Genomic DNA, 23268 nt, shown 5'->3' on the forward strand with positions numbered 1-23268 from the left:
AGAATAGGTTTATGAACATTTTTAAGGAAAATTATAGTTTGTGTCAAAATTCACCGAGCACAAACATATATTGGTAATAATCTATTGTAAGGAGGGAACTTCATGCATTTTAGTTCGTATCGAGAATTTTACCCCAAATCATTAATCTCGATGGGTGAAAAAGATCGGACTTCACTAAATAATTCTGAATCAAGTTTAACCCATTGGCTTGTTTCACTTGAAGGGTATCCAAAGCCAAATGAAGAGTACTATCATTGGAAGGTATCAGTCTATCCAGCTGATAGCGGAGGTACCTTTAATTGGAACACCCCTCTCTATCGCTCCCCTCGCTTTATTAACTTTGATGAAGCCTATGCTAAAGCTGTTGAATTAGAGGAGACCTGCCAAAATAAAGATCATTCCATGATCGATTTTATAGAAAAAGCCAACTAATGAACATTGGCTCGATGCTTTACTTTCCTTCTTTTTCCCCTCATTTGTGAAATAATCTACATAATCAAATACAACCCCAAATTTCCATTTTTATTTTAAAAATAAAAAAACTAACCTAGAAACCTAAAATTAAGTTCCAAGGTTAGTTTATTCATAAACAATTTACATAAAATGCTAGGCTAGCCGAAAAATAATCCCATGTCCGCCCTTCGGATATTCCCATTTAATATTTTGATAAGGACAGCCAATCCGGCAGCTCCCACACTCATGACAGCCCTCATAACCAACGTGCATTCGAATGTCTTCCCATTTATAAACCTCTGCTGGACAAAACACTGTACAGTATTTCTCAGGACATTTTGTTGCACATACATCATGGTCAAGTACCGTTAAGTGAGACTTTGTATCTGCTTTAAACCGAACCAAATACTGCTTTTCCTCAATTGTTTTTGTCGACATTATTTCACCGCCTTCCAAGCACGATAAATGTCTTGCATCACCTTTAGACGACCTTTTTCTTTTGTCATACTACGGATGATCTCCTTTTGCTTATCCCGCTTTGGGGTACCATCCACCGTAAAGAATTTACTGGCTGCTTGGTTCATCATTGGCAAATATTCACGGAAATATTGGGGGTTATTTTCAAATGTATGGGTTGCATCCTTATATTTTTTCAAATCCTTCATAATAAAGCTATTGTATATGGCTTCTTTATAGCTACTTAACCCTGCCTCACTAAAGTCATTTTCCGCTTTTGCCTTCACAATTGCTTCTGCGGCCATTTTTCCAGACGACATCGCCATATTAGAGCCTTCCCTATGGATTGCATTGACAAATTGAGCGGCGTCACCCACCACTAAAACACCATTGCCAACCACCTTAGGGACAGAATGATATCCACCTTCAGGAATTAAATGGGCTAAGTATTCAGCGGATTCTCCTCCTTCTAGATATGGCTTTATCATCGGGTGGGTTTTTAAGTAATCCAGTAAATCATAAGGCTTAAGCTTTGCCTTAATCATACTCGAAAGGGTGGTTCCTACCCCGATATTCAAGCTGTCTTTATTGGTGTAAAGGAATGCAGTACCGAGATTCCCTTTTGTTGAGTCTCCAAAGATCTCAATTGTGCAGCCATGATTATCCTCGAGATTGAAGCGTTCATTGATTTTTTCCTTTGGGAGATTAATCACCTCCATGACCGTTAATGCAACCTCGTCTGGGCGAAATTCTTTGTGAAAGCCTAATTGTTTCCCTAATAATGAATTGACACCATCAGCAAGTACGACAACATCTGCATATATGTCACCATTAGGACGATCTGTTCGAACGCCAATCACTTTTGCATTCTCGACGATACACTCGGTTGCTACTGTTTCACATACTAAGAGCGAACCCGCCTCTACTGCTTTATTGGCAAACCATTGATCAAATTTCGCCCGCAAAACTGTAAAATTATTGTATGGCTCCTCGGCCCATTCCAGCCCTTTATAACCAAAGGAAAGCACCGATTCCTTATCCATCATCCAAAATCGTTGTTCAACAACCGGTCTTTCTAACGGTGCTTCCTTCCAAAATTCCGGAACGATCTCCTCCATTTGCTTCCGATATAGAACTCCCCCCATAACATTTTTACTACCAGGATATTCCCCTCGCTCAATTTGCAAAACCTTTAAACCATTTTTAGCACACGTATACGCACAGGATGTACCAGCCGAACCTGCTCCAACAACAATCACATCAAATTTTTCAGACATAGGACATCTCACCACCTTTTTCCGTGCGTAGTTTTTTAAACTGAGCAATTAACTTTGGAATGATTTCTATTGCATCACCGACAATCCCATATGTGGCAACATCGAAGATAGGAGCATTTGGATCCTTATTGATCGCAATAATTAGTTCCGAGTTTTTCATACCAACAACATGTTGAATCGCACCTGATATGCCGATTGCAAAATAAATCTTTGGAGTAACCGTTTCACCTGTCTGACCGACCTGTTGCTCATGAGGCAGCCAGCCTGCTTCAACAACATCACGCGATCCGCCAACACTAGCGCCAATTGCTTCTGCTAATTCATGAATCAGTTCAAAGTTTTTTTGGTCCCCTAATCCTTTACCACCCGCAACAATAATATCTGCTTCCGCTAAATTAACTTTTCTTGTTACATTTTTCACAATTTCAATTACTTTTGTTCTCATTTCACTTTCTGATAAGGTCATTTTCTCTTCGATAATCGTTCCGTTTCTTTTTATATCTGGTTGGAGCGCTTTCATGACTTTCGGACGAACGGTCGCCATTTGCGGACGATGCTTTTTACAAAGTATAGTCGCCATAATATTTCCGCCAAATGCTGGGCGACTTGCCTCTAACAGACGCTTTTCGACATCAACATCGAGCATCGTCGTATCGGCGGTTAAACCTGTCGACAAATCTGTCGCAACAGCACTTGCTAAATCCTTGCCATTTGCCGTTGCACCGTACAAAAAGATTTCCGGCTTGTATTTTTCAGCCAGCATAATGACCCCCTTCATATAGGATTCAGTACGATAATCCTTTAATATAGGGTCATCAATTACATACACCTGATCTGCACCGTACGCAATCACTTCCTTAGTCAATGCTTTAACCTCTGTACCTAATAAAACGCCACTGAGCGGGACACTAAGCTTATCTGCAAGCTTTCTACCTGCACCTAGTAATTCAAGTGATACCCCTTCAATTACACCACAATTTTGCTCAATAAAAACCCAAACTCCTTTATAATCGTTCATGATTCCATTCCCCTATCTCACAGCGTGATGATGACATCAATGTACGCTTATGGTTAAAATAAATGCTTTTGTTCTAATAAAATAGACATGATTTGGTCAACCTGTTCATCAGCTGTTCCTTCTATCTTTTTCCCACCTTCTGGCCGTGGGGGTGTAAACATTTTTCCTACAATTGTTGGTGAACCCTTTAAGCCTAATTGAGCCTTATCAACATCACGCAAATCATTAACAGACCAAATAATCGGTTCATAGCGCGCTGCTTTGATCATATTCGGCATTGGAGAGTATTCAATCTCGTTAATTTCTTTTTCAACAGTAAGCAGGCAAGGGAGATATGTTTGGATGATTTCATAGCCACTCGTTACTTTTCGTTTCACAAAGATACTCTTTTTCTCAAGATTTACCTCTGTTACCTCAATGACATTTGTGACAGGTGGAATATCAATTCTACGCGCTATCCCAGGACCAACTTGGCAGGTATCCCCGTCAATCGCATGCTTTCCACAAATCACTATATCCACCGGAAAGTCCTCTGATATACGTTCAATCGCCTTTGACAAGGCATAGCTTGTTGCAAGAGTATCAGCACCGGCAAAGGCTCGGTCCGATATTAAAAAGCCTCGATCCGCTCCTATTTCAATGCTTTTCTTAATCACAGCTGTTGCCTGGGGCGGTCCCATCGACAGGACCGAAATGGATCCTCCAACGATTCCTTTAATACGTACCGCTTCCTGTACTGCATGGGCATCATACGGATTTAGGATGGCAGGTGCACTGCGACGGTCAAGTGTATTAGTCTTTGGATTGATTTTAATGATTTTTGTATCTGGCACCTGCTTAACACAAACTAAAATATGCATGCGAATATATCCCCCTTTTTATAAAAGGTGTAAGCGGTCTTTGATTCTCACAAACCGTTTTAATACGATATATGTCTTAAAACGGGTCCATAGTACAAACTTTTATATATATTGGGCAATTATGTAGCTAGAATCATATAGTTATAAAAGAGGAACAATCCTTAATTTGAAGAAGAATTATATAAAAAATGAGGATAGGCTATTTTTATCATGGCAGTGAATATTGACATGAATAAAAGGTTTAATAACTTGGACCTAAAACTAATTTCGGATACAATATTAACAAGTTTATGAAAAATAGGATTCTCGATTCATTAATAGGATTTCTTTTCGCATGTATAAAAAGAAATTTGGTAGGGGGAGAAAATGTTACAGGTAACAATTGGAAGTGTACTCTCTGCCCTTTCAACTGGTCTCGGAGCGTTAATTATCATCTTTATGTCACAATCGGTGACACGCCGGTTTCGAGACATTTTGCTTGCCTTTACTGCTGGAATTATGATGTCAGCTTCAACGATGGGCTTAATTCCTGAAGCATTAAATAGTGGAGGATTTATCCCGTTAGCAATTGGAGTTTTTCTTGGGGTCATCACTTTGACAATACTAGAAATGAACATCCCACATATGGATTTACATCATTCTAGTAAAAATATCATTTTTGATGAAAAAGCAATGCTTATTATTGCAGCGATTACATTGCACAATATTCCTGAAGGGTTATCAGTAGGTGTCAGTTATGCATCAAACGCTGGAGAAACTGGTAACTTAATCGCCTTTGCGATTGGATTTCAAAATGCTCCAGAAGGTTTGTTGGTTGCGCTTTTTTTAGTTAACCAAAATATTAGTAAATATAAAGCATTTATCCTTGCGACCCTAACTGGTTCCATCGAAATTGTCACTTCTTTTTTCGGATATTATTTAACTTCCTTTGTTGATGACTTAGTACCATATGGGCTTTCATTCGCCGCAGGCGCCATGCTGTTCATTATTTATAAAGAGTTAATTCCAGAAAGTCATGGAGATGGAAACGAGCGAACATCTACCTACGCCTTTATTATCGGTCTTTTATTTATGATTTTGCTAATTGAAATCTTTTAGTTGATATTATCATCCAATTCATTAAAAGACTGGCTTACATATCGTGTATAAGCCAGTCTTTTAATATATTATGATGCGTTTGGGTTAAATTAGGATGTTCAGGAAAGAACTTCCCATGATAACTCAAATCATGTATTAGAAACGTAACCCAGAAGTCTTCAAAAATTTAGTCAAGGCCAAGTAATTAGAATTTCAAACTTCAGCAAGTACATTGGGCAATACGAACATCATTGACCAAATCATTGCCTTGCCTCCTATCTGTTCCAATGGTTTTTTAAGGGAAGCTTTTTGATATTGGAAGATTAATTGATCCAACTCTTGACTTCGCTTAACCGTTTCTTCACTTGTAAGGTTTGCGCCATTTTTTTCAGCCGCTTCATACAACCTCAATTTACATTCGTTAATTTTTTCTAATAAACTTGAAATTTCCTTTTCCTGGTACAACTCCTGTTTCCTCCTAACCCAATCACATATCAAATCCATTATTAGTATCAGATGGTACTGATGAATTATCACAAGAATTGGGTTAAAAGTAAATAGAATCGCAAAACTAGACATTTTTTTCAAAAAAATATTTTTCGAGCCTAATTCACCCTATTTATTCTAGATTATTCGACAAAATCAAAGTCAACTACGTAATAATAATTGTTAACATTTTCTTATATTGATGTAATATTCATTTAGTATTTTCATATAAATAAAAACGATGTCCATTATTAACGAACACCGTTTTTTCTTATATAAGATTTATTTTATGAATATACCTTCATGTCGAAGGAGTTTTTCTTTTATATCGATTCTCGTTCCAGCATAGCCTGTTAACGATTGATTTTTCCCAATCACTCGATGACAAGGGATAATGATTGGAAAACGGTTTGCTTTATTTGCTTGGCCAATTGCACGAACTGCTTTAGGGTTATGGATTGACTCCGCAATATCCAAATAACTCCGCGTTTCTCCAAACGGGATATTTTGTAATTGCTCCCATACTGCCTGTTGAAAGCTCGTACCTTGAATGAATAGCGGTAAATCGAAGCTTGTTCTTTTACCTGCAAAATACTCCTCTAGCTGCCCTGCCGCAATACGTAATGCTGGGTGCTCTGGCTGATAGACGATTTCCTCCAGATTTTCATGCCTATTAAAGTCCTCTTCGCCTAAATGGATGACTGACAATTCATTTTCATCAGCGACTAGGTACAATTCATCGATTGGGGTATTCATTTTCGTAAAAACACGCATATTCCCATCCCCTTTCTGAGCTAATTATACGTTTTTTAACGATAGCGGTACAGTCAAAAAGAAACCCAGCTCCATATCGGGCTGGGCGGTGAAATGAATCTTAATTATAATAATGGGTTTTCATGCTTGGCTTTTAATCTTTGCCATCTTCTTTCAATTTCAACCTCAAATTGTTCAAGAAGTGGTTTGTTTTCTTCTTTTAATAGATGCTTTGATTTACCCATATATTTTAGCCATTCGGAAGCTGGAATTTTCTTTTTCTTAGCCTCTGGGTCATAAGTTATCGTTGTTTCCCCTTGTTCAATTTCATATAGTGGGAAGAAGTTGGAATTTACCGCTGCCTCGACAATGACATTTCCATAACGATCTTCTGATTTCCAGTTTAGTGGACAAGCAATTAATATTTTTCCATATACAGTTCCAACATTTTGCGCATACCATTGTGCTTTGGCCGCTTTTTTAATTAAATCTTGCGGGAATGCTTCGACACCTGTGAATACATATGGAATATTTGTTGCTGCCATAATTTGTGCCGTATCTTTATGATGGAATGTCTTCCCTTGTTGAGTTTTTCCAATTGATGATGTACTTGTCATATGGCCAATTGGTGTTGAGTAAGACATTTGTGAACCGGTATTCATATAGCCTTCATTATCATACTCAAGCATAATCAATTTATGTCCTCGAAGTGCTGTTCCAATCGCAGAACCCATGCCGATATCCATACCACCATCACCAGTAATCATGACAAATGTTGCATCATCAGCTACTTCGATTTCTCCGCGTTTCTTTAACTCCAAAAATGCTTCAACTGTACCAGACAATGTCGCAGCGCCGTTTTGAAATAAATTATGAATCATCGTTTGTTTATGAGAAGTATATGGATATGCAGTTGTTGTTACATACGCACAACCTGTTTGATAAAGGACAACTACATCGCCTTCGATTCCTTTAAAGAACAATTCTAGTCCACCAAAAATCCCACAACCCGGACAAGCTCCATGCCCTGAAGCAATCCGTTTTGGCTTTGTTGTAAGTGCTCTTAAAGGAGGAATCTTCACTTTTAATTTATGGGTTTCTTCATCTTGTGTAACTTGAATAAGTCCTGTTTTATAAGCATCGCCATGTTGTGGCTCAATAACAGGCGTTAGAATTTTTTCTGGATTACCTGGGACATGTCCAAAGTAATCAAATGGTTTTTCGGCATAGCCTTTTTCCATCGCGTCGATTGCCATATTGAAGAAAGCTTCTGCATCATCTGCATAGAAATCTTTCCCACCAAGACCAAATACTCGGCTAAGCACAATTGTTTTATTTTCTTTATCATCTTGAAGTGCAGATTTTACTTCATGTGTTAAGTTTGGTCCGTTTGCACCATAAGAATCCGCACGCTCTCCAACTAGTAATGCCTTCACATTTTTTAACGCTTCGCGAATTTCTTTGGCTGGGAATGGACGGATAATATTCGGGCTAATCACACCAGCTTTGATGCCTTGTGCTCTTAATTTATCGGCTACATCCTTAGCAGATTCCGCAGCAGAGTTTAATAGGAACAAAGCAACTTCTGCATCTTCCATTTTATATAAATCTAATACATCGTAATTTCGACCAGAAAGCTCAGCATATTCAGCTGCAACTTCTTTGAATACCTCACCTGCACGATAAATCGCTTCTGATTGCTGGAAGTGATTGCTCATTAAGTCGTTCCCGTCCATATGGGCACCGATTGTAACAGGTTTTTTCGGATCACGTGCAAAGTTGTAGTCTGTTGGACATTCTCCAACAAATTTTTGTACGACTTTACGATCCTTAAAATATTCTACTTTTCGTTTTTGGTGAGAAGTAAAGAATCCATCATAAGCAACAATTACTGGTAATCTCACGCTTGAATGCTCGGCAATTTTTAATGCCATAATGTTCATATCATAAACGGCTTGAGGTGTTTTTGCTGTTAAAATCACCCAGCCTGTGTTGAGTGCGTAATATAGGTCAGAGTGATCACCGCGAATATCAAGTGGTCCACTAACAGCACGAGTAACTAGATTCATAACCATAGGAAAGCGTGTTCCAGCCTGAACTGGTAGCTGTTCAATCATATATAATAATCCATTTGCACTAGTAGCGTTAAATACACGTGCGCCAGTTGCTGCTGCACCGTAACAAATACCTGCTGAACCATGCTCACCATCAGCCGGAATAAGTTTTATGTCGTGTTCCCCACGCGCTTTCATCATATCTAGGTATTGGGCTACCTCAGTAGATGGCGTGATTGGGAAATACCCCATAATATGATAATTGATTTGCGCTGCAGCCATGGCAGCCATTTCATTACCTGATTCAAATGTTGTTGTCTGTTCAACAGAAAGATCTTTTTTCACGTTGTTTTCTTCAAGAAGTGCCATTATTTCATCCCCCCAGCTACATACGGAAAGTTCTGTTTTACTCGATTTTCATCTGCATAGCCGATTGTTTCGCGCAAGTCACTTAATGCAGTTGTTGGGCACGCTTCAATGCATTTTAAGCAGCCTTTACAATATTGATAATCGATCCCCTTTAAGAACATTTGCTTACGTCCGCGCTTATCTTCGCCTTCTTCCCAAACAAAGCAATAATCAGGACATACCGTATCACATGCCGCACAATGGATACAGGTTTCTGCATCATATTTTGGTAAGAAACCTTGACGAGAACCGCTTAAATCTTTGAAAATACTATTTGCTTGGGCAACCATAACCCCACCAATTTCCTGAGTCATATAGCCTAAAAGTGGTTGTGGTCGTGTAAATACCTTACCTTCCACACCTTCTGGAGTTTCATACGTTTTAAACTCTACTTCATTGTAACCCCGATCAAACGTGCGAATGTTTGGTTCTACTAAATGAGGATATTTCTTTTCAAAAGTCTTACGGATAACCTTACGCATTGAATCCGGATCTAGGAAATCACAGATTCTGAATAGTGCTCCAAGCATCGCTGTATTAACTTTTGTTTTTTCCTCAACTGCAATGGTTAATGCGTCAACGATGGCCAATGTACCATACTCCAACTGTAAATCTTTTCTAACCTCGTCAAATTCACGAGTAGAGTTAACTAAAGCAATCCCATCTGGCGTTAATCCGCTTACAACATTAACTGTTTTATATAAAGCTTCATGAAATACACCGATAACATGAGGCTGTTCGATCGGACTATGATCTCTAATTTCTACATCTGCATCACAAAAACGTACAAAGGATTTAACTGGAGATCCCTTCTTTTCTGAACCATATGAAGAGAAATTCGCTCCATTTAGACCAAGACCTAAAACCCCGGCTTCTGCTAACATTTTCCCTGCTAAGTTTGCACCTAATCCCCCAATTGATTCTAAACGAATCTCAAAAAAACCTAGATCATTTTTCTTCGGTAAGACTGACATGTTCTCCCTCCCAGTTTTTCTCACATATTTGTTAGAATACTTTCACAAATAAATCATTTCTTTATTATTTTATTCCAGTATTAATGAAAAATCTGTGACAAAAATCAAACATCTACAAAAAAAATATAGCACAGTTTTTGTATATTTGACCAAAAACGTTATTTATTATGATTAAAATGTTAAAAACCACTTATATAACAGTGTTTATATTGTGATATAACAGAGCGAAACTTTCATGATTTTAGGAATATATTTATCTCCGTTTCGTTTTTTCATATTTTTGCCAGATTAAATTGGTATGATAGAAATAAAAACGGGTGATGTCATTTGAATATTCTACTTGCGGAAGATGATGAACGCCTTGGTAAACTAATCCATCATATGTTAAAAAAAGAGCTTCATCTTGTTGATTGGGTAAAAAATGGAAAAGAAGCTTACGATTATGCAAGATTATCAGAGTATGATGTTCTACTTCTAGATTGGATGATGCCTGATAAAAGTGGAATTGAAATTTGTAAAGAGCTTAGAAACAAAGGTTATAAGGGAGGAATCTTATTTATTACTGCTAGAGATGCCATTGAAGATATGGTTCTTGGTTTGGATTCTGGGGCAGATGATTATATTATCAAACCGTTTGAATTTGAAGAACTCCTAGCACGCATTAGAGCTGTTTCACGCCGAAAAGAAAAAGTGATTGAAGATATTGTCGAGGTAGGGGACCTTTGCCTTAATTTGACGAACCACCTTGCTACAAAAAATCATAAGCCAATTGACCTATCAAAAAAAGAGTATCACTTACTTGAATTATTATTAAGAAATAAAAATCAAGTGATTCCCAGAGAAATCTTATTTGAAAAAATTTGGGGCTTTGACACTTACGTTTCCGAAAATGCATTAGATTCTATGATTAAACTATTGAGGAAAAAAATTGATTCGCACGATGCCCCCTCATTGATCCAAACTGTAAGAGGGATTGGTTATATGGTGAGGGATAAAGATGTTTAAAGATGTTAAGAAGAAATTAACACTTCTATACACCTTTTCATTGTTGTTTTTCTTACTGTTGTTTATTGTGGTGCTTTATTTATTGATTTCACACCAGGTCGAATGGAAGGCTGAAGAAGAATTAAGGAGTTTTTACAATAAGGAAAGCCATGAAATCATTGAAGATTTTTTTGATGAAGATGATCGGAACTTGGACATTGATCCTCATAAAAGAATATTTTTCTATGTATTCTCGGAATCCAATCAGCTTTTGTACGGAGAGGAATCAATGGAAGGCCTCTCTGAACAAATCCAGATTATTCAATCCAAAAACAGGATGTCAGACTCAGATGTCCTCAAAGGTGAATGGAATGACCAGCACTTTATGTTGGTAAAGCAAACGATATCGTTTGAAAATAATATAAATGGTTTCGTTTATATCGGAATGAATATCACAAACGATAAACATCTCATTCAAAACTTGACTTGGATTTTGATTGGTTTAACCATCATATTTAGCATGCTATTTGCCTTCCTTGGCTATTATTTTGCTGGGCAAGCGATTAAACCGATTCGAAAAGCACTTGATTCACAGCGTAAATTTGTTTCTGATGCATCACATGAATTGCGAACTCCACTTAGTATATTTTATAGTTCAATCGATTTACTCATGCGCGAAGAAAAAGAGCATTTAAGTTCTTTCGGGCAAGAAGTCCTTCAGGATGTAAAATCTGAGACGGAGTTAATGAATAAATTAATAAGTGATTTATTATTTTTGGCAAGAAGTGATAATCAACAATTAAAAATAGACAAAAAAGATTTCAATTTATCAAAGCTTCTCCATTCGCTAGAAGATAAAGTCTCACGGACTGTTTCCGAAAAGATAGAGTTCCAAGCTTTTATCGACGATAACGTACAATATTGTGGTGATGAAGCACGGATTCAACAATTATTATACATCCTTCTAGATAATGCTTTTCGTTATACTACGAATGGTAGTGTCACCGTTGGATTGAAAAAACTAGCTGATAGAATTGAGATGACTGTAGAAGATACAGGAATCGGAATTCACTCCGATGATCTCCCTCATATCTTCGATCGTTTTTACAGGGGAGATACTTCGAGAGTAAGGGACGGTTCCGGTTTAGGACTATCAATAGCACAATCCATTGTTTCAGCTCACAACGGTCAAATAAAGGTAAAAAGTGAACCTGGAAAAGGAACAAAATTCATTATTACATTTAAAAATAAATAAGCAAAGCAAATGAAACCCTGTATCAGAATAATCGATTCAGGGTTTCATTTTAAGGACTTCGTTTATTAATTTATATTTGTGTTTTTTTCTGTGGGCTTTTGTGTTGTGGTAAAGCAACGGATTCCATTCCTCTTGCAACACCAAGAACCATAATAATCGAAACCGAAACGATATAGATCAGTTGCGCCCAGCCTTTAGATGAATCACTCCCAATCATAAAGCCATGTATAGCCATTAAGATCCATGCCGGAATAGCCAACAGATGGATCTTTTTCCAGACAATTCGACCTAATTTTTTCATAAAAAAGTCCGAAGATCCAATGATCATGAGAAAAAGATAAAATGAAATCGTTCCTAAGCCAGAATAAAAGGGTTCATGTTCTGAATTAAACGGCACGAGAATACTTAAAACAGGGTAATGCACATATTGGTCCCAAAATAACAACATCATATGAAACACAATGACTAATAATCCAATCCAGCCGCTATTTTGATGAATCAATAGAAATACCGGCTTTTTCCTTTTTAAACTCTGGAAGGATTGTAAAAAACCAAATGCTAATGACATTGTTAATAAAAAGTAACTTAATAATCCAGAGACCCTAATCAAATTCCAGGTTGAAAATAATTCGTTTTCCATTTTATCCCTTCCTTAACTAATAATTAAAGTCCTGTCACGATCAACCAGTACAAATTTATAATTAGGGTTAATTTCTTCTAATAGTTTGATCAGTTTTGGTCCTTTTTCCATAAAGCAAAGTTTAGCACCTACTTCTGCATCTAAGCAGTTAGTCGTGATAACGGTCGCTTGAATAATTTCTGTATTAACCGGCTGGCCTGTTTTTCCATTTAGGATATGATGCTTCCGCTGTTCCCCTTGCTGCCAGCTTCGATAAATTATATTGGAAGTAGCGATACTTCCATTTTTTAAAGAGATTTGTCTTAATTCCTTGTTCGGATTAAAAGGATCAGAGATTCCAATTTTCCACTCTTTAATACCTCCCGACCAAACGGAAATGTCTCCACCACCATCAACGATGCCGCTCTCTGCATTCGCAAATTTCTTTAACCAAACCATCGCCGACTCTACAGCATACCCTTTCCCTATTCCTCCAAGTTCCACTTGCCCATTTGCTATCCTCGTAACCGTTGATTGCTCTGAATCGAATTTAAATGGGCAGCCCTTTACCATGCTATGATCCTGTCGAGATTCCACTTCGGCCTTCACAAAAGGAAATGTTTGATTATATCCGTGGTAGTTAAGACAGTTCATTAAATAGGGTGAAAATAAACCTTCGGTTGTCATACGATAGTGATCAGCCTTCTGTAATACATCAAATAAAGGGGGAGACAGTGAGATTTGTTGACCTATCTTTAGTCCGTTAAGTTGGGCCAATTCATTATCATGATTAAATCTGGACCATTCCCTGTCGACATACTCAAACCAACCTAGAATGTGCTCTTTCCAATTGGAAATCGTACTATTGGAAATTTCTACGAAAAAATCTGTATTCATCGCCTTAAATGCTAGTTCATTTAGCGAATTAGGATCTTCTTGTATTACGATCACTTTGACCGGCTCCCACATTTGTATTACTTTCGTTAATCGAAAAGTCTGACCAATCTAATTGAACTAACTCTTTTTCTTTATTGTCCATAGATGCATAAACCTTGGAGTCAATTTTTAATGAATCCGTATTAAATGAATTTACATTCGCTTCGTTGCCTCCACCTCCAAGTTGACTTAACACAAATGCAGTAAAGGCTGTACCGGCAATCCCAACTACCCATTTTGATTTTGTTGAACCTTTCATTTGTTTCACCTCGTATTATTATTGGCTGTTTTAAACTGACCTTCTGATTTCCGCTTTAATCAACATAGAATGTGCTTCAACATAGCCAAATGATCATATATTCTCCAAAATCAGAGACTGTTCTGTTTCATTCCATGAAACTCTATATCCTAAAGAATTGGCTACTACACTTACCGGAATGTAAAGTGCTGTTTCAATGTACTGTGCCTGAATTGGCATGGGAGTCTTATTTTTGTTTTCATAAGCAGCGTTTGATCCTGCTCTTACGATTAATTCCGTTTTATTTTTCGAAATAGACAAAATACGACTTTTTGGATAGAAATTCGTTTTGGCATTCAAAAGCTTGGCTACTTGTTCGCCCAGGTACTAAGAGTTGCCCATCCTGAGGGACAACATGAATAGAACCTACTGAAACACCATTTACCTTAACCGCCACGTCACCAGGCTCTTGTATCGGTAAATTGGTATCCTGTGAAGAAATCGCTTCTCTAATCCAAAAATTCCAAAATCCGCTTTGGGTTGTTACAGCTTGTTGATTATCGTAACCATCAGAGTAGCCCCCCTCTTCTTCATACTCTTCCTCTCCATACTCATCATCATCATCTTCTTCATATCCACGTTGTTGACTGCCTTCGTGTTCCTCGTTGAAACCACGATTTTCATATCTTTCATCATCATCATCATCAGCAAGAACACCAACTCCCGCTGAAAAGAACGAAATCATGATGATGACAATAAAACTAAACCATTTGACCCTCTTTTTCATTTTTCTCCCACCTTCGATCTGATTATGGTGTCAGTCTAAACAAAGATTCTGGAAAAAAACTGAAAAGGAAATTGAATCTGTAAAATTTTTATTACGAGGATTGCGGTCGACTGTGATTAACATAGAAAAAGCCACTAGAATCAATCAATGATTCTAATGGCTTTTTATGATTAAATATTAAATATCTTCTACGATGATATAGGTTGCTCGAACAGGTCCATGAACCCCTACAACAAGATTTAGCTCAATGTCCGCTGAGTTACTTGGTCCAGAAATGAAATTAATACAAGAAGGTACCTGCTCACCATTTTTAACTTTTTCACGCAGAATTTTTGCGGCCTGGGTCATCCTTGGAACAATACTGCTTTTCGGAACAATCATGATCGAATTGACAGGTAAGAAGCTAACAGTTCTACCCTTTTCCTTATCACTTAGCAATACCACCGTTCCAGATTCTGCAAGAGTAATATCACTTACAGTAATACCGATATTGGCTTTTTCTGCCTGTTCAATATTCTCTTTTCCTTTTGACGGATTCCATAAGTTAACCTCTACATCAGCTTCTGGCCACTCCTGCTTAAGTAGTGAGTCGAGCCCGTATTCAGAAAAGCGGACATCGTCCCAAGCAGAAATTGGCCCGCCACCAAAATTATTCACGATTTCTTTCAGTTTTTCAGCAAGGTCGTTTTTCGAAGCTAACACAACTGTCGTATGAATGTTTTTACATTGTTCTTTTAATATATCTACTAATTGATCCTGTGTTGCTCCTTTGAACACATTCACTTGTGGGTTATGCTTATATGTTGGACGCTCAACAACTGTATTGATTTTTTCACGGCCAAGGCGTTTTGAGATAGTTTGTAAGAACGCATCACGGTTATGAATAGTGCCCTGCATTATGCGTTTCCTCCCTTTTCCCTATTTTTCCACCAATCACGGAAGCGCTCTTTATTTGGTGCAGGAAAATCACGCATTTCTGTCCAGGCCTTTAATGGTCCAGGACCGCTTGATATTTTCTCGCCAACCGTAAATGGATTCATTGCTGCTGGCGCAAATTTTGTACCAAATCGATAAAGTGCCGGGCTCGATGCCCCAAAACCAAATGCTTTCATTAACACTTTTTCAGCAAACGGTGCACGTCCTTCTTGTTCAACAATCACTCTTCGATGTTTATGAAGCAGTTCATGAAGCGGAATTTTCACCGGACATACATCGGTACATGCACCACAAAGTGTTGTCATGTACGGAAGCTCTTTAAAATCATCATACCCGCCAATAAGTGGAGTTAAAACGGCACCAATTGGTCCAGAATAAATGGAGTTATATGAATGTCCTCCGACTTGTCGGTATACCGGGCAGACATTGATACACGCTGCACAACGGATACATTGTAAAACAGATTGAAATTCACCGCCAAGAATGTCGGAACGACCATTATCTACAATGACTAAGTGGAATTCTTCTGGTCCATCTATTTCCCCTTCACTACGAGGACCAGTTTGAACAGTAATGTAACTTGTAAGTTTTTGCCCAACTGAACTACGGGTTAGTAATCCTACAAGGACATCTAATTCTTCAAAGGTAGGAACAAGACGTTCCATCCCCATTACTGTAATTTGTGTTTTTGGAAGAGCTGTCACTAAATCGGCATTCCCTTCGTTTGTAACCAAACTAATCGAACCTGTTTCTGCAACTGCAAAGTTACAGCCCGTAATACCGATATCTGCTGTTAAATACTCTTCACGTAACATTTTACGGGCATGTAAGGCAAGCTCTTCTGGCTTGTCGGTTCCCGTATAACCTAATTTATCTGTAAATACATCTCGGATTTGACCTTTATTTTTATGCAATGCAGGTACAACAATATGGGATGGTGGATCATGGTCATCCACTTGGAGAATATATTCCCCTAAGTCTGTTTCAACAACTGAACAACCAGCGTCCTCCAATGTTTTATTCAAACCGATTTCTTCGGTTACCATTGACTTTGCTTTTACGACTTTCTTGGCATTTTTACTTACCACTACATTGCGAATATAGTCATTCGCTTCTTTCGCTGTTTGGGCAAAAAAGACATGTCCGCCTCTTTTTGTTACATTTTCGCTTAATTGATATAAATAGTAGTCAAGGTTTTCGAGAACGTGCTGACGCATTTCTTCGCCAAGCGCTCTCCACTGTTCCCAGTTACCGAGCGTTTGTGCAGCATTAGTACGGCGAACTCCCATACTATCCTGAGCGTTTGAAACAGCCCCACGCATAAAGGAATCATTAATTCCTCTATCCAGCCGATCCTTTAGCTTGTCCTCGCCAATTTTCATTGCCATTTGTTTTGCCCCCATTCTAACAATAAAGTTAGTCTTTGCTACTTAGAAATTCACAAACCCCAAAGGTGAAAATCCATTTTTTATCGCATGTTTAATACTTCGGCAATATGCAATACTTTTATGGGCTTCCCTACACGATCAATTCTACCCCTGATATTCAGTAAGCACCCTTCGTCGGCACCAATTAAATATTCTGCCCCTGTTTCTTCAACGTGGCGAACCTTTTCATCCACAATTTGCTCTGAAATATGCTGCATTTTCACTGCAAAAGTACCCCCAAAGCCACAGCAATATTCTTTACCAGGAAGCTCCGTGAACTTTAATCCTTTAACATTTTTAAGAAGGATCATAGGAGGCTCTTTAACCCCTAGTAATCTCGTCATATGACATGAAGTATGATATGTAGCAGTAGCATCAAAGCGCGCCCCCACATCCTCAATGCCTAACACCTCAACGATAAATTGTGTGAGTTCATAGGTTTTGTTGGCAAGCTTCCTAGCTCTTGGCTCCCAAACAGGATCTCCCTTAAAAATATGTGGATACTCAGAAAACATGTAGGCACATGATCCAGATGGAGATACAACTACCTCTGCATGTTCAAAGGTTTCAATCATCTTTTTCATTGCTTCTTTTGTCTCTTCTACATATCCACTGTTATAAGCTGGCTGGCCACAGCAGACTTGTGATTCTGGAAAATCAATTTCACACCCTAAGTGTTCAAGTAGTTCAACAGTGGCTTTCCCAACATTGCTTCGGAACAAATCCACTAAGCATGTTGCAAACAGGGTTACTTTCATTTTTGTTCTCTCCTTTTTAGGAATATCAATTCATCAAAAGACCAGCTTAACGGGTCATCTGATGACCTCGCTTATATTTGTAACATTTAAAAAATATATTACTATACTTTAACAAGTTTTTGAAAGTGTTTTCAAAAATATCCGCCAAATTTTTATAAAACTTAGCTTTGTAGGCTTTTTCCACTTATTTATTTTTCAATTAGTTGAAATTGATCCGTGCTATTTTCAATGACTGGTAGTAAATTATCTAAATGCGTTAACATGGCAAGCCTTGCTCTATCTTCGTCTTTTGCTTGAATGGCATGGAAAATCAGTTGATGCTCTTCGTATAGTTGTTCCATTGTCTTCTGATCAGAGTACAACATCAATCGGCGTGTTTCTCTCATGGCATCCACAATCATCACAGAAACATGCTCCATTAACCGTGCAAGTAAAGGATTTCTTGATGCTTGGGCAATTGCCATATGAAATTTAAAATCAGCCTTTTCACCAAGCTCCTCATCTCCAAGATTATTCCTCATTTCTAGTAACGCATGAGCAATAAGTCCCAAATCTTCATCCGTTGCTTTATTAGCCGCTGCGGCTACAGTACCTGCTTCGATAATTTTTCTTATTTCAAGGAGATTTCTTACATCCTCTTTGTTCATGAGGATAGCAGTCGATAATGTGGACGTCACTTGACCCGGTTCAAATTCGCAGACATACGTTCCTTCCCCTTGTTTCATTACGATAAGGCCCATCGCTTTTAAAGCGGTCAGGGCTTCTCTAACTGCCGAGCGGCCAACCTGAAATTTTTCTGCCAATTGGTGTACCGAGTCTAATTTATCACCTGGTTTCAACTTCCCTTTTCGGATCATGTCTAATAATGCTTCTGTGACCTCTTCATATATTTTCAATGACTTAATCGGCTTGTATTGCAAGAAAACCCCTGCCCTCTTAATGGATTAAACCCCTTTTAATAATATTTTCCCTTTGTAAAATCCATTATAGCGGACCCGTTTTGGAGTGTCTAAAAATTTTTCCACAAAAATTTTTAACAAAGATATTGTTTTTCTAATAAAATAACAATATAATTCTGCTTAAATAGTCCAATAGAATAATAGCTTTGGACTAGAAATAAAGTTTCTTATTTTTCGAAAGCGTTTACACTGTGTTGTAAGCGTTTACTGCGTAATCGGGAGGTGTGAAAGGGTTTTAAACGTTTTTAATTTACGGGGTAAATTTAAAACAGCAACTAATCTGAATACTTGGGGGAGTATCATGACATTCACACAAAACTTTACCGCTGTAGGAAATAGCCTTCTTTGGTCCGCAGTTGTAGCACTTATTCCAATTTTGTACTTTTTCTGGGCACTTGCGATCAAGCGAATGAAAGGCTATATTGCAGGGATAACAACTCTGTTAGTATCAATCGTCGTTGCAGTTTTCTTCTTCAAAATGCCAGCAGGTATGGCAGTAATGTCAGCGTCACAAGGTGCCGTTTACGGGATTATCCCTATCGGCTGGATTATCATCACTTCTGTATTCCTTTATCAAATTACAGTAAAAACTGGCCAATTTGATATTATCCGAAGTTCAGTTCTTTCTATCACGGAAGACCGCCGTTTGCAAGCACTTTTGATAGCGTTCTCATTTGGAGCATTCCTTGAAGGTGCGGCTGGCTTTGGTGCACCCGTTGCGATTTCTGCAGCACTGTTAGTAGGTTTAGGCTTTAACCCACTATATGCAGCCGGATTATGTTTAATTGCAAATACAGCACCTGTTGCTTTCGGTGCAATCGGTATTCCTATCATTGCAGTTGAAGGACCAACAGGAATTCCAGCAATGGAAATTTCAAAAATGGTTGGGCGACAACTACCATTCTTATCAGCATTCATTCCATTTTTCTTAGTGTTCATTATGACTGGTTTCAAACGTACAATGGAAGTACTACCAGCGATTTTAGTTTCAGGTTTTGCATTTGCGATTACACAATACTTAAGCTCAAACTTCTTAGGACCTGAGCTTCCAGATATTCTATCAGCATTAATCTCTCTATTCGCATTAGCGATTTTCCTACAGTTCTGGAAGCCGAAAACAATTTACCGCTTCTCTGCAGAACAAGAAATGGCGGCCACAAGTGCTACTGCCAAGCAAGGTTCTGAAAAGGAAGTTTCTTATTCTGGCGGACAAATTTTCAAAGCATGGTCTCCATTTATTGTATTAACTGGTATTATCTCGATTTGGGGTATACCGGCAATAAAACTAGCCTTCAGCCGGTCACTATGAAGGAACAAACGCTCTTTTAAAAGTGGTTAACTCTATCGGACATGCCTTAACTTTCATGCCTGAAGTTCCTGGATTAAATAACAAAATTATCAACACGGCTGGCGTGCCAGTTCCAGCAGTTTATAAGTTAGAAATTTTAGCAGCTGCAGGAACAGCGATTCTAATTGCATGTGTAATCACAAAATTCATTACAGGTATCACTTGGAAAAATTGGGTTATTACATTTGGTGAAACTTTAAATGAAATGAAATTCCCAATTGTCACAATTGCATCGGTTGTAGGTTTCGCTTATGTAACAAATGCGTCAGGTATGAGTACAACTCTTGGTATGTCATTAGCAAAAACAGGATCACTATTCCCATTCTTCTCGCCATTACTTGGATGGCTTGGAGTATTTATTACAGGTTCTGATACTTCTGCAAACTTACTATTTGGTAATCTGCAAAAAATTACAGCTGAATCTGTTGGGATGAATCCTATCCTTGCAATTGCTGCGAACTCTTCAGGTGGAGTAACTGGTAAAATGATTTCTCCACAATCAATCGCAGTAGCGTGTGCGGCAGTAGGATTAGCGGGTAAAGAAAGTGAATTATTACGATTCACACTTAAATACAGCTTCTTCCTAGTCTTGATCATTTGCGTTATGACATTCTTACAACATACATTTTTCTCTTTCATGATTCCTTAATCTATTAATTTCAAAAAGCATTTTCCTTATGGGAAATGCTTTTTTTATTACAGTGCGTTTTCCTTCTATTATTTTCGTTCATACTGGACTATAATTACTAAGGTTTAGAAAGTTTATTATTTTTTAAAGGAGTCAGTAGCATGAACATAATTTGTACTACTCTTAACGCGAAATTCATCCATACGAATTTAGCGATTCGATATTTAAAAGCTTATTGTGAGCCTGAGTACATGATTGATATACCCGAATATACAATCAAGGATCCTACTTTAAGTATTGTTACCGATTTGCTTCAAAAAAACCCCAAGATAATTGGATTTAGCTGTTATATTTGGAATATCGAAGAGACAATAAAGGTCATTCAAATGATCAAAAAGATCAATCCAAACATCGTGATCGTTATGGGTGGTCCTGAGGTTTCCTACGATGTTGAGGATCGGATGAAGCGAGTTCCCGAATTTGATTTTATTGTCACAGGTGAGGGCGAAGCGACCTTCAAACAATTGCTTCAACACATTGATCAATCGCTTGATTTTGAAACTGTTCCAGGGATTGCTTACCGAAAAGGAGAAGCAATTAAGGTTAACATGCAGATAAACAAAATAGACCTTCGTGACCTCCCTTCACCTTTCCGCTTTAAAGAGGACCTCCCTAATCTTTCAAAACGGGTAACCTATATTGAAACTAGTCGCGGCTGTCCATTTAGCTGTCAGTTCTGTTTGTCTTCGATCGAGGTCGGCGTCCGTTATTTTGATCGGGAAAAAATTAAAGAAGACCTTCGTTATTTAATGGACAATGGAGCAAAAACAATTAAATTTCTTGATCGAACCTTCAATATTAGCAGAAGCTATGCGATGGACATCTTCCAGTTTTTGATTGACGAACACGCACCTGGAACAGTTTTTCAATTTGAAATTACAGCTGACATTATGCGCCCTGAGGTGATTCAATTTCTTAATGAAACGGCGCCACCAGGTTTATTCCGTTTCGAGATCGGAGTTCAGTCTACGAATGATTTAACCAATGAACTTGTTAATCGGAAACAAAATTTTGAAAAGCTCACTCGCACCGTAACTATGATTAAGGAAGGCGGAAAAATTGATCAGCATTTAGACTTAATTGCCAGGACTACCTGAGGAAGACTATGATAGCTTCCGTAAGACGTTTAATGACGTATTTGCTCTTCGCCCTGAGGAGCTACAGCTTGGCTTTCTTAAAATGCTCCATGGTACAGGTGTCAGACGAGATGCCGACAAATATCAATACATTTATATGGACTATCCACCATATGAAATATTAGGAAATAATGTTCTTTCCTTCAACGATATCATTAAAATAAAGCAAGTTGAGGATGTACTTGAAAAATATTGGAACGATCACCGTATGGATACAACGATTGAGTACTTAGTATCAAACGTATTCCCTACACCATTTGACTTTTTCCAGCAGTTTGGAACGTATTGGGATCTGCAAGGATGGGCAAGAATCGGGCACCAATTAGAGGATTTATTTAGACGCCTTTACCAATTTCTTCAAGAGCAAAATCTATCAGACCTGTTGATTATCGAAGGAATGATGAAATATGACTATTTGCGAAACCAAAAATATAAACCTCGAAAACCATGGTGGGAGGATCGACTGACAAAACAGGAGATTACGCATGCCTATCAATTGATTTTGTCTAATCCTGAGCTGCTCGGTTCTAATTTTGTATCTTTACAGTTATCCGAAAAGGAGCTGTACAAGCTGACGATGATGGAGAAGCTTCATTTTGATTTAGAAGCATTCCTTGAAACAGGGGAAATTCATGAAGGTCATTATAAACTTTTGTCCTACTACAAGCCAGAAACAACGAAAGCACATTTATTTACTTTAAAATAGCAAGGAACAGCCTAATCACCAAATTTTGGTGAAATTGGCTGTTCCTTGTTTATTAAAAGTAAAGAAAGTATATAATTTTGATGGGTGTCTAGCTTCAGGCGCCATCGGCTCGAGGTCACAAGCCTGTCTAGCTTCAGCGGCTAGGGGCTCGGGGTCATAAGCCAATCCAGCCAGAAGGTCAAAAGCAACCTTCCGACTGGCTCGTCTTATGCCTGTCGCCCCTGTGCGAGCCGCCTCCGCTTTTCGAACAATCCGGCCAAAAAGGTCAAAGAACAACCTTTCGGCCGGCTCGTCTTGTGCTTGTCGCCGATAGGCGGGCGCCTTCCGCTTTTCTTATTTCTTTTTCTTCTTTTTTATTTGTTGATCCTGATTCATAAATGGATATTCGACTAACTTTGCTCCATTTATATCACCGAATTCAATTCCAAATTCAACATTTGCCGTCGTATCTTTATTATTATTTTTACTCAATCGGTCTTTCATTGTGCTTCCCTTTACCCTTTCTCCCCTGCTTTGAATTGCGATTTGCACCCTTCATTGGGTTTTCACCAGCTTCAAATTCAGCTGAGAACTCAGATTCCTGAATATTTTTATGTGGTGTCTTACTATATTTTTCAACCGTATCAAATTTTGCTTTCCGTTTAGCCATGTTGACCTCCTGTTAATTAAATCATG

23 protein-coding genes and 2 pseudogenes are annotated in these 23268 nt (G+C 38.2%); 6 read left to right on the plus strand and 19 right to left on the minus strand.

What is annotated here, in order from left to right:
• Positions 1 to 102 precede the first annotated feature (102 nt).
• On the plus strand, positions 103 to 432 hold the full coding sequence (locus RGF10_RS19015) for a hypothetical protein (protein ID WP_318504995.1): 330 nt from the start codon (positions 103 to 105) through the stop codon (positions 430 to 432).
• A 174-nt stretch (positions 433 to 606) separates the two neighbouring features.
• On the opposite strand, the gene RGF10_RS19020 is transcribed toward RGF10_RS19015, so the two are convergent.
• Genes RGF10_RS19020 through RGF10_RS19035 form a run of 4 tightly spaced genes read right to left on the minus strand, consistent with a single transcriptional unit; the run spans position 607 to position 4064 of the window.
• Positions 607 to 891 carry a ferredoxin family protein gene (locus RGF10_RS19020; protein WP_318504996.1) on the minus strand — a complete coding sequence of 95 codons (285 nt, stop codon included), beginning with the start codon at positions 889 to 891 and terminating at the stop codon, positions 607 to 609.
• The gene (locus tag RGF10_RS19025) at positions 891 to 2186 is read right to left on the minus strand and encodes an FAD-dependent oxidoreductase (RefSeq protein ID WP_318504997.1); all 1296 of its coding nucleotides are present in this window, start codon (positions 2184 to 2186) and stop codon (positions 891 to 893) included. The genes RGF10_RS19020 and RGF10_RS19025 overlap by 1 nt, the downstream gene beginning before the upstream one ends.
• Positions 2179 to 3204: an electron transfer flavoprotein subunit alpha/FixB family protein gene (locus RGF10_RS19030; RefSeq protein ID WP_318504998.1), complete on the minus strand. Its 1026-nt coding sequence runs from the start codon at positions 3202 to 3204 to the stop codon at positions 2179 to 2181. Before RGF10_RS19030 ends, RGF10_RS19025 begins: the two co-directional genes overlap by 8 nt.
• Positions 3205 to 3257: 53 nt before the next feature.
• Positions 3258 to 4064 (minus strand): electron transfer flavoprotein subunit beta/FixA family protein, encoded by an 807-nt coding sequence (locus RGF10_RS19035; RefSeq protein WP_318504999.1) that lies wholly within the window; start codon positions 4062 to 4064, stop codon positions 3258 to 3260.
• A gap of 366 nt (positions 4065 to 4430) precedes the next feature.
• On the opposite strand from RGF10_RS19035, the gene RGF10_RS19040 reads away from it, so the two are divergent.
• On the plus strand, positions 4431 to 5162 hold the full coding sequence (locus RGF10_RS19040) for a ZIP family metal transporter (RefSeq protein WP_318505000.1): 732 nt from the start codon (positions 4431 to 4433) through the stop codon (positions 5160 to 5162).
• A gap of 192 nt (positions 5163 to 5354) precedes the next feature.
• On the opposite strand, the gene RGF10_RS19045 is transcribed toward RGF10_RS19040, so the two are convergent.
• From RGF10_RS19045 to RGF10_RS19060, 4 genes are all read right to left on the minus strand, one after another.
• Positions 5355 to 5606: an aspartyl-phosphate phosphatase Spo0E family protein gene (locus tag RGF10_RS19045; RefSeq protein ID WP_318505001.1), complete on the minus strand. Its 252-nt coding sequence runs from the start codon at positions 5604 to 5606 to the stop codon at positions 5355 to 5357.
• Between the two features lie 303 nt (positions 5607 to 5909).
• Positions 5910 to 6401 carry a methylated-DNA--[protein]-cysteine S-methyltransferase gene (locus tag RGF10_RS19050; protein WP_318505002.1) on the minus strand — a complete coding sequence of 164 codons (492 nt, stop codon included), beginning with the start codon at positions 6399 to 6401 and terminating at the stop codon, positions 5910 to 5912.
• A 104-nt stretch (positions 6402 to 6505) separates the two neighbouring features.
• Entirely contained in the window at positions 6506 to 8803 is a 2298-nt protein-coding gene (locus RGF10_RS19055; RefSeq protein WP_318505003.1) for a transketolase C-terminal domain-containing protein, read from the minus strand.
• The gene (locus RGF10_RS19060; protein ID WP_318505004.1) at positions 8803 to 9816 is read right to left on the minus strand and encodes a 2-oxoacid:acceptor oxidoreductase family protein; all 1014 of its coding nucleotides are present in this window, start codon (positions 9814 to 9816) and stop codon (positions 8803 to 8805) included. Before RGF10_RS19060 ends, RGF10_RS19055 begins: the two co-directional genes overlap by 1 nt.
• A gap of 327 nt (positions 9817 to 10143) precedes the next feature.
• Between RGF10_RS19060 and RGF10_RS19065 the strand changes: the two genes are divergently transcribed.
• Both RGF10_RS19065 and RGF10_RS19070 read left to right on the plus strand, forming a co-directional pair.
• A complete protein-coding gene (locus RGF10_RS19065) occupies positions 10144 to 10821 on the plus strand; it encodes a response regulator transcription factor (RefSeq protein WP_318505005.1) in 678 nt (225 codons plus the stop codon).
• Positions 10814 to 12055, plus strand: coding sequence for a sensor histidine kinase (locus RGF10_RS19070; protein WP_318505006.1), 1242 nt, complete (start codon positions 10814 to 10816; stop codon positions 12053 to 12055). Before RGF10_RS19065 ends, RGF10_RS19070 begins: the two co-directional genes overlap by 8 nt.
• A 70-nt stretch (positions 12056 to 12125) precedes the next feature.
• Here RGF10_RS19070 and RGF10_RS19075 read toward each other — a convergent pair whose 3' ends face one another.
• The 9 genes from RGF10_RS19075 to RGF10_RS19110 all read right to left on the minus strand — a co-directional run bounded on the left by RGF10_RS19075 (position 12126) and on the right by RGF10_RS19110 (position 18676).
• A complete protein-coding gene (locus RGF10_RS19075) occupies positions 12126 to 12695 on the minus strand; it encodes a ferric reductase-like transmembrane domain-containing protein (RefSeq protein WP_318505007.1) in 570 nt (189 codons plus the stop codon).
• A gap of 12 nt (positions 12696 to 12707) precedes the next feature.
• The gene (locus RGF10_RS19080; protein ID WP_318505008.1) at positions 12708 to 13625 is read right to left on the minus strand and encodes an FAD:protein FMN transferase; all 918 of its coding nucleotides are present in this window, start codon (positions 13623 to 13625) and stop codon (positions 12708 to 12710) included.
• On the minus strand, positions 13600 to 13869 hold the full coding sequence (locus tag RGF10_RS19085) for a hypothetical protein (protein WP_318505009.1): 270 nt from the start codon (positions 13867 to 13869) through the stop codon (positions 13600 to 13602). The genes RGF10_RS19080 and RGF10_RS19085 overlap by 26 nt, the downstream gene beginning before the upstream one ends.
• A gap of 93 nt (positions 13870 to 13962) precedes the next feature.
• A complete protein-coding gene (locus RGF10_RS23960; RefSeq protein WP_412176643.1) occupies positions 13963 to 14208 on the minus strand; it encodes a copper amine oxidase N-terminal domain-containing protein in 246 nt (81 codons plus the stop codon).
• Positions 14150 to 14635: a hypothetical protein gene (locus RGF10_RS19090; protein WP_318505010.1), complete on the minus strand. Its 486-nt coding sequence runs from the start codon at positions 14633 to 14635 to the stop codon at positions 14150 to 14152. The genes RGF10_RS23960 and RGF10_RS19090 overlap by 59 nt, the downstream gene beginning before the upstream one ends.
• 177 nt (positions 14636 to 14812) lie before the next feature.
• Positions 14813 to 15532: a LutC/YkgG family protein gene (locus tag RGF10_RS19095; RefSeq protein WP_318505011.1), complete on the minus strand. Its 720-nt coding sequence runs from the start codon at positions 15530 to 15532 to the stop codon at positions 14813 to 14815.
• Positions 15532 to 16959 carry a LutB/LldF family L-lactate oxidation iron-sulfur protein gene (locus RGF10_RS19100; RefSeq protein ID WP_318505012.1) on the minus strand — a complete coding sequence of 476 codons (1428 nt, stop codon included), beginning with the start codon at positions 16957 to 16959 and terminating at the stop codon, positions 15532 to 15534. Before RGF10_RS19100 ends, RGF10_RS19095 begins: the two co-directional genes overlap by 1 nt.
• 80 nt (positions 16960 to 17039) lie before the next feature.
• The gene (locus RGF10_RS19105) at positions 17040 to 17756 is read right to left on the minus strand and encodes a (Fe-S)-binding protein (RefSeq protein ID WP_318505013.1); all 717 of its coding nucleotides are present in this window, start codon (positions 17754 to 17756) and stop codon (positions 17040 to 17042) included.
• A 188-nt stretch (positions 17757 to 17944) separates the two neighbouring features.
• On the minus strand, positions 17945 to 18676 hold the full coding sequence (locus RGF10_RS19110; protein WP_318505014.1) for a FadR/GntR family transcriptional regulator: 732 nt from the start codon (positions 18674 to 18676) through the stop codon (positions 17945 to 17947).
• A gap of 340 nt (positions 18677 to 19016) precedes the next feature.
• On the opposite strand from RGF10_RS19110, the pseudogene RGF10_RS19115 reads away from it, so the two are divergent.
• Positions 19017 to 20712 (plus strand): annotated as a pseudogene (locus RGF10_RS19115) (L-lactate permease).
• Between the two features lie 140 nt (positions 20713 to 20852).
• Positions 20853 to 22593: pseudogene (locus tag RGF10_RS19120) on the plus strand (B12-binding domain-containing radical SAM protein).
• 333 nt (positions 22594 to 22926) lie between these two features.
• Here RGF10_RS19120 and RGF10_RS19125 read toward each other — a convergent pair.
• Both RGF10_RS19125 and RGF10_RS19130 read right to left on the minus strand, forming a co-directional pair.
• Positions 22927 to 23076 carry a hypothetical protein gene (locus RGF10_RS19125; RefSeq protein WP_318505015.1) on the minus strand — a complete coding sequence of 50 codons (150 nt, stop codon included), beginning with the start codon at positions 23074 to 23076 and terminating at the stop codon, positions 22927 to 22929.
• Entirely contained in the window at positions 23057 to 23242 is a 186-nt protein-coding gene (locus RGF10_RS19130; protein ID WP_318505016.1) for a hypothetical protein, read from the minus strand. Before RGF10_RS19130 ends, RGF10_RS19125 begins: the two co-directional genes overlap by 20 nt.
• Positions 23243 to 23268 lie beyond the last annotated feature (26 nt).

It is taken from the genome of Bacillus sp. T3, from assembly GCF_033449965.1.
GTDB lineage: Bacteria > Bacillota > Bacilli > Bacillales > Cytobacillaceae > Bacillus_BU.

What these genes read in the sequence shown, in the direction of transcription:
- RGF10_RS19015 (WP_318504995.1), top strand. Translation starts at nt 103, where the DNA reads ATGCATTTTAGTTCGTATCGAGAATTTTACCCCAAATCATTAATCTCG.
- RGF10_RS19020 (WP_318504996.1), bottom strand. Translation starts at nt 891, where the DNA reads ATGTCGACAAAAACAATTGAGGAAAAGCAGTATTTGGTTCGGTTTAAA.
- RGF10_RS19025 (WP_318504997.1), bottom strand. Translation starts at nt 2,186, where the DNA reads ATGTCTGAAAAATTTGATGTGATTGTTGTTGGAGCAGGTTCGGCTGGT.
- RGF10_RS19030 (WP_318504998.1), bottom strand. Translation starts at nt 3,204, where the DNA reads ATGAACGATTATAAAGGAGTTTGGGTTTTTATTGAGCAAAATTGTGGT.
- RGF10_RS19035 (WP_318504999.1), bottom strand. Translation starts at nt 4,064, where the DNA reads ATGCATATTTTAGTTTGTGTTAAGCAGGTGCCAGATACAAAAATCATT.
- RGF10_RS19040 (WP_318505000.1), top strand. Translation starts at nt 4,431, where the DNA reads ATGTTACAGGTAACAATTGGAAGTGTACTCTCTGCCCTTTCAACTGGT.
- RGF10_RS19050 (WP_318505002.1), bottom strand. Translation starts at nt 6,401, where the DNA reads ATGCGTGTTTTTACGAAAATGAATACCCCAATCGATGAATTGTACCTA.
- RGF10_RS19055 (WP_318505003.1), bottom strand. Translation starts at nt 8,803, where the DNA reads ATGGCACTTCTTGAAGAAAACAACGTGAAAAAAGATCTTTCTGTTGAA.
- RGF10_RS19060 (WP_318505004.1), bottom strand. Translation starts at nt 9,816, where the DNA reads ATGTCAGTCTTACCGAAGAAAAATGATCTAGGTTTTTTTGAGATTCGT.
- RGF10_RS19070 (WP_318505006.1), top strand. Translation starts at nt 10,814, where the DNA reads ATGTTTAAAGATGTTAAGAAGAAATTAACACTTCTATACACCTTTTCA.
- RGF10_RS19075 (WP_318505007.1), bottom strand. Translation starts at nt 12,695, where the DNA reads ATGGAAAACGAATTATTTTCAACCTGGAATTTGATTAGGGTCTCTGGA.
- RGF10_RS19085 (WP_318505009.1), bottom strand. Translation starts at nt 13,869, where the DNA reads ATGAAAGGTTCAACAAAATCAAAATGGGTAGTTGGGATTGCCGGTACA.
- RGF10_RS19090 (WP_318505010.1), bottom strand. Translation starts at nt 14,635, where the DNA reads ATGAAAAAGAGGGTCAAATGGTTTAGTTTTATTGTCATCATCATGATT.
- RGF10_RS19095 (WP_318505011.1), bottom strand. Translation starts at nt 15,532, where the DNA reads ATGCAGGGCACTATTCATAACCGTGATGCGTTCTTACAAACTATCTCA.
- RGF10_RS19100 (WP_318505012.1), bottom strand. Translation starts at nt 16,959, where the DNA reads ATGGCAATGAAAATTGGCGAGGACAAGCTAAAGGATCGGCTGGATAGA.
- RGF10_RS19105 (WP_318505013.1), bottom strand. Translation starts at nt 17,756, where the DNA reads ATGAAAGTAACCCTGTTTGCAACATGCTTAGTGGATTTGTTCCGAAGC.
- RGF10_RS19125 (WP_318505015.1), bottom strand. Translation starts at nt 23,076, where the DNA reads ATGAAAGACCGATTGAGTAAAAATAATAATAAAGATACGACGGCAAAT.
- RGF10_RS19130 (WP_318505016.1), bottom strand. Translation starts at nt 23,242, where the DNA reads ATGGCTAAACGGAAAGCAAAATTTGATACGGTTGAAAAATATAGTAAG.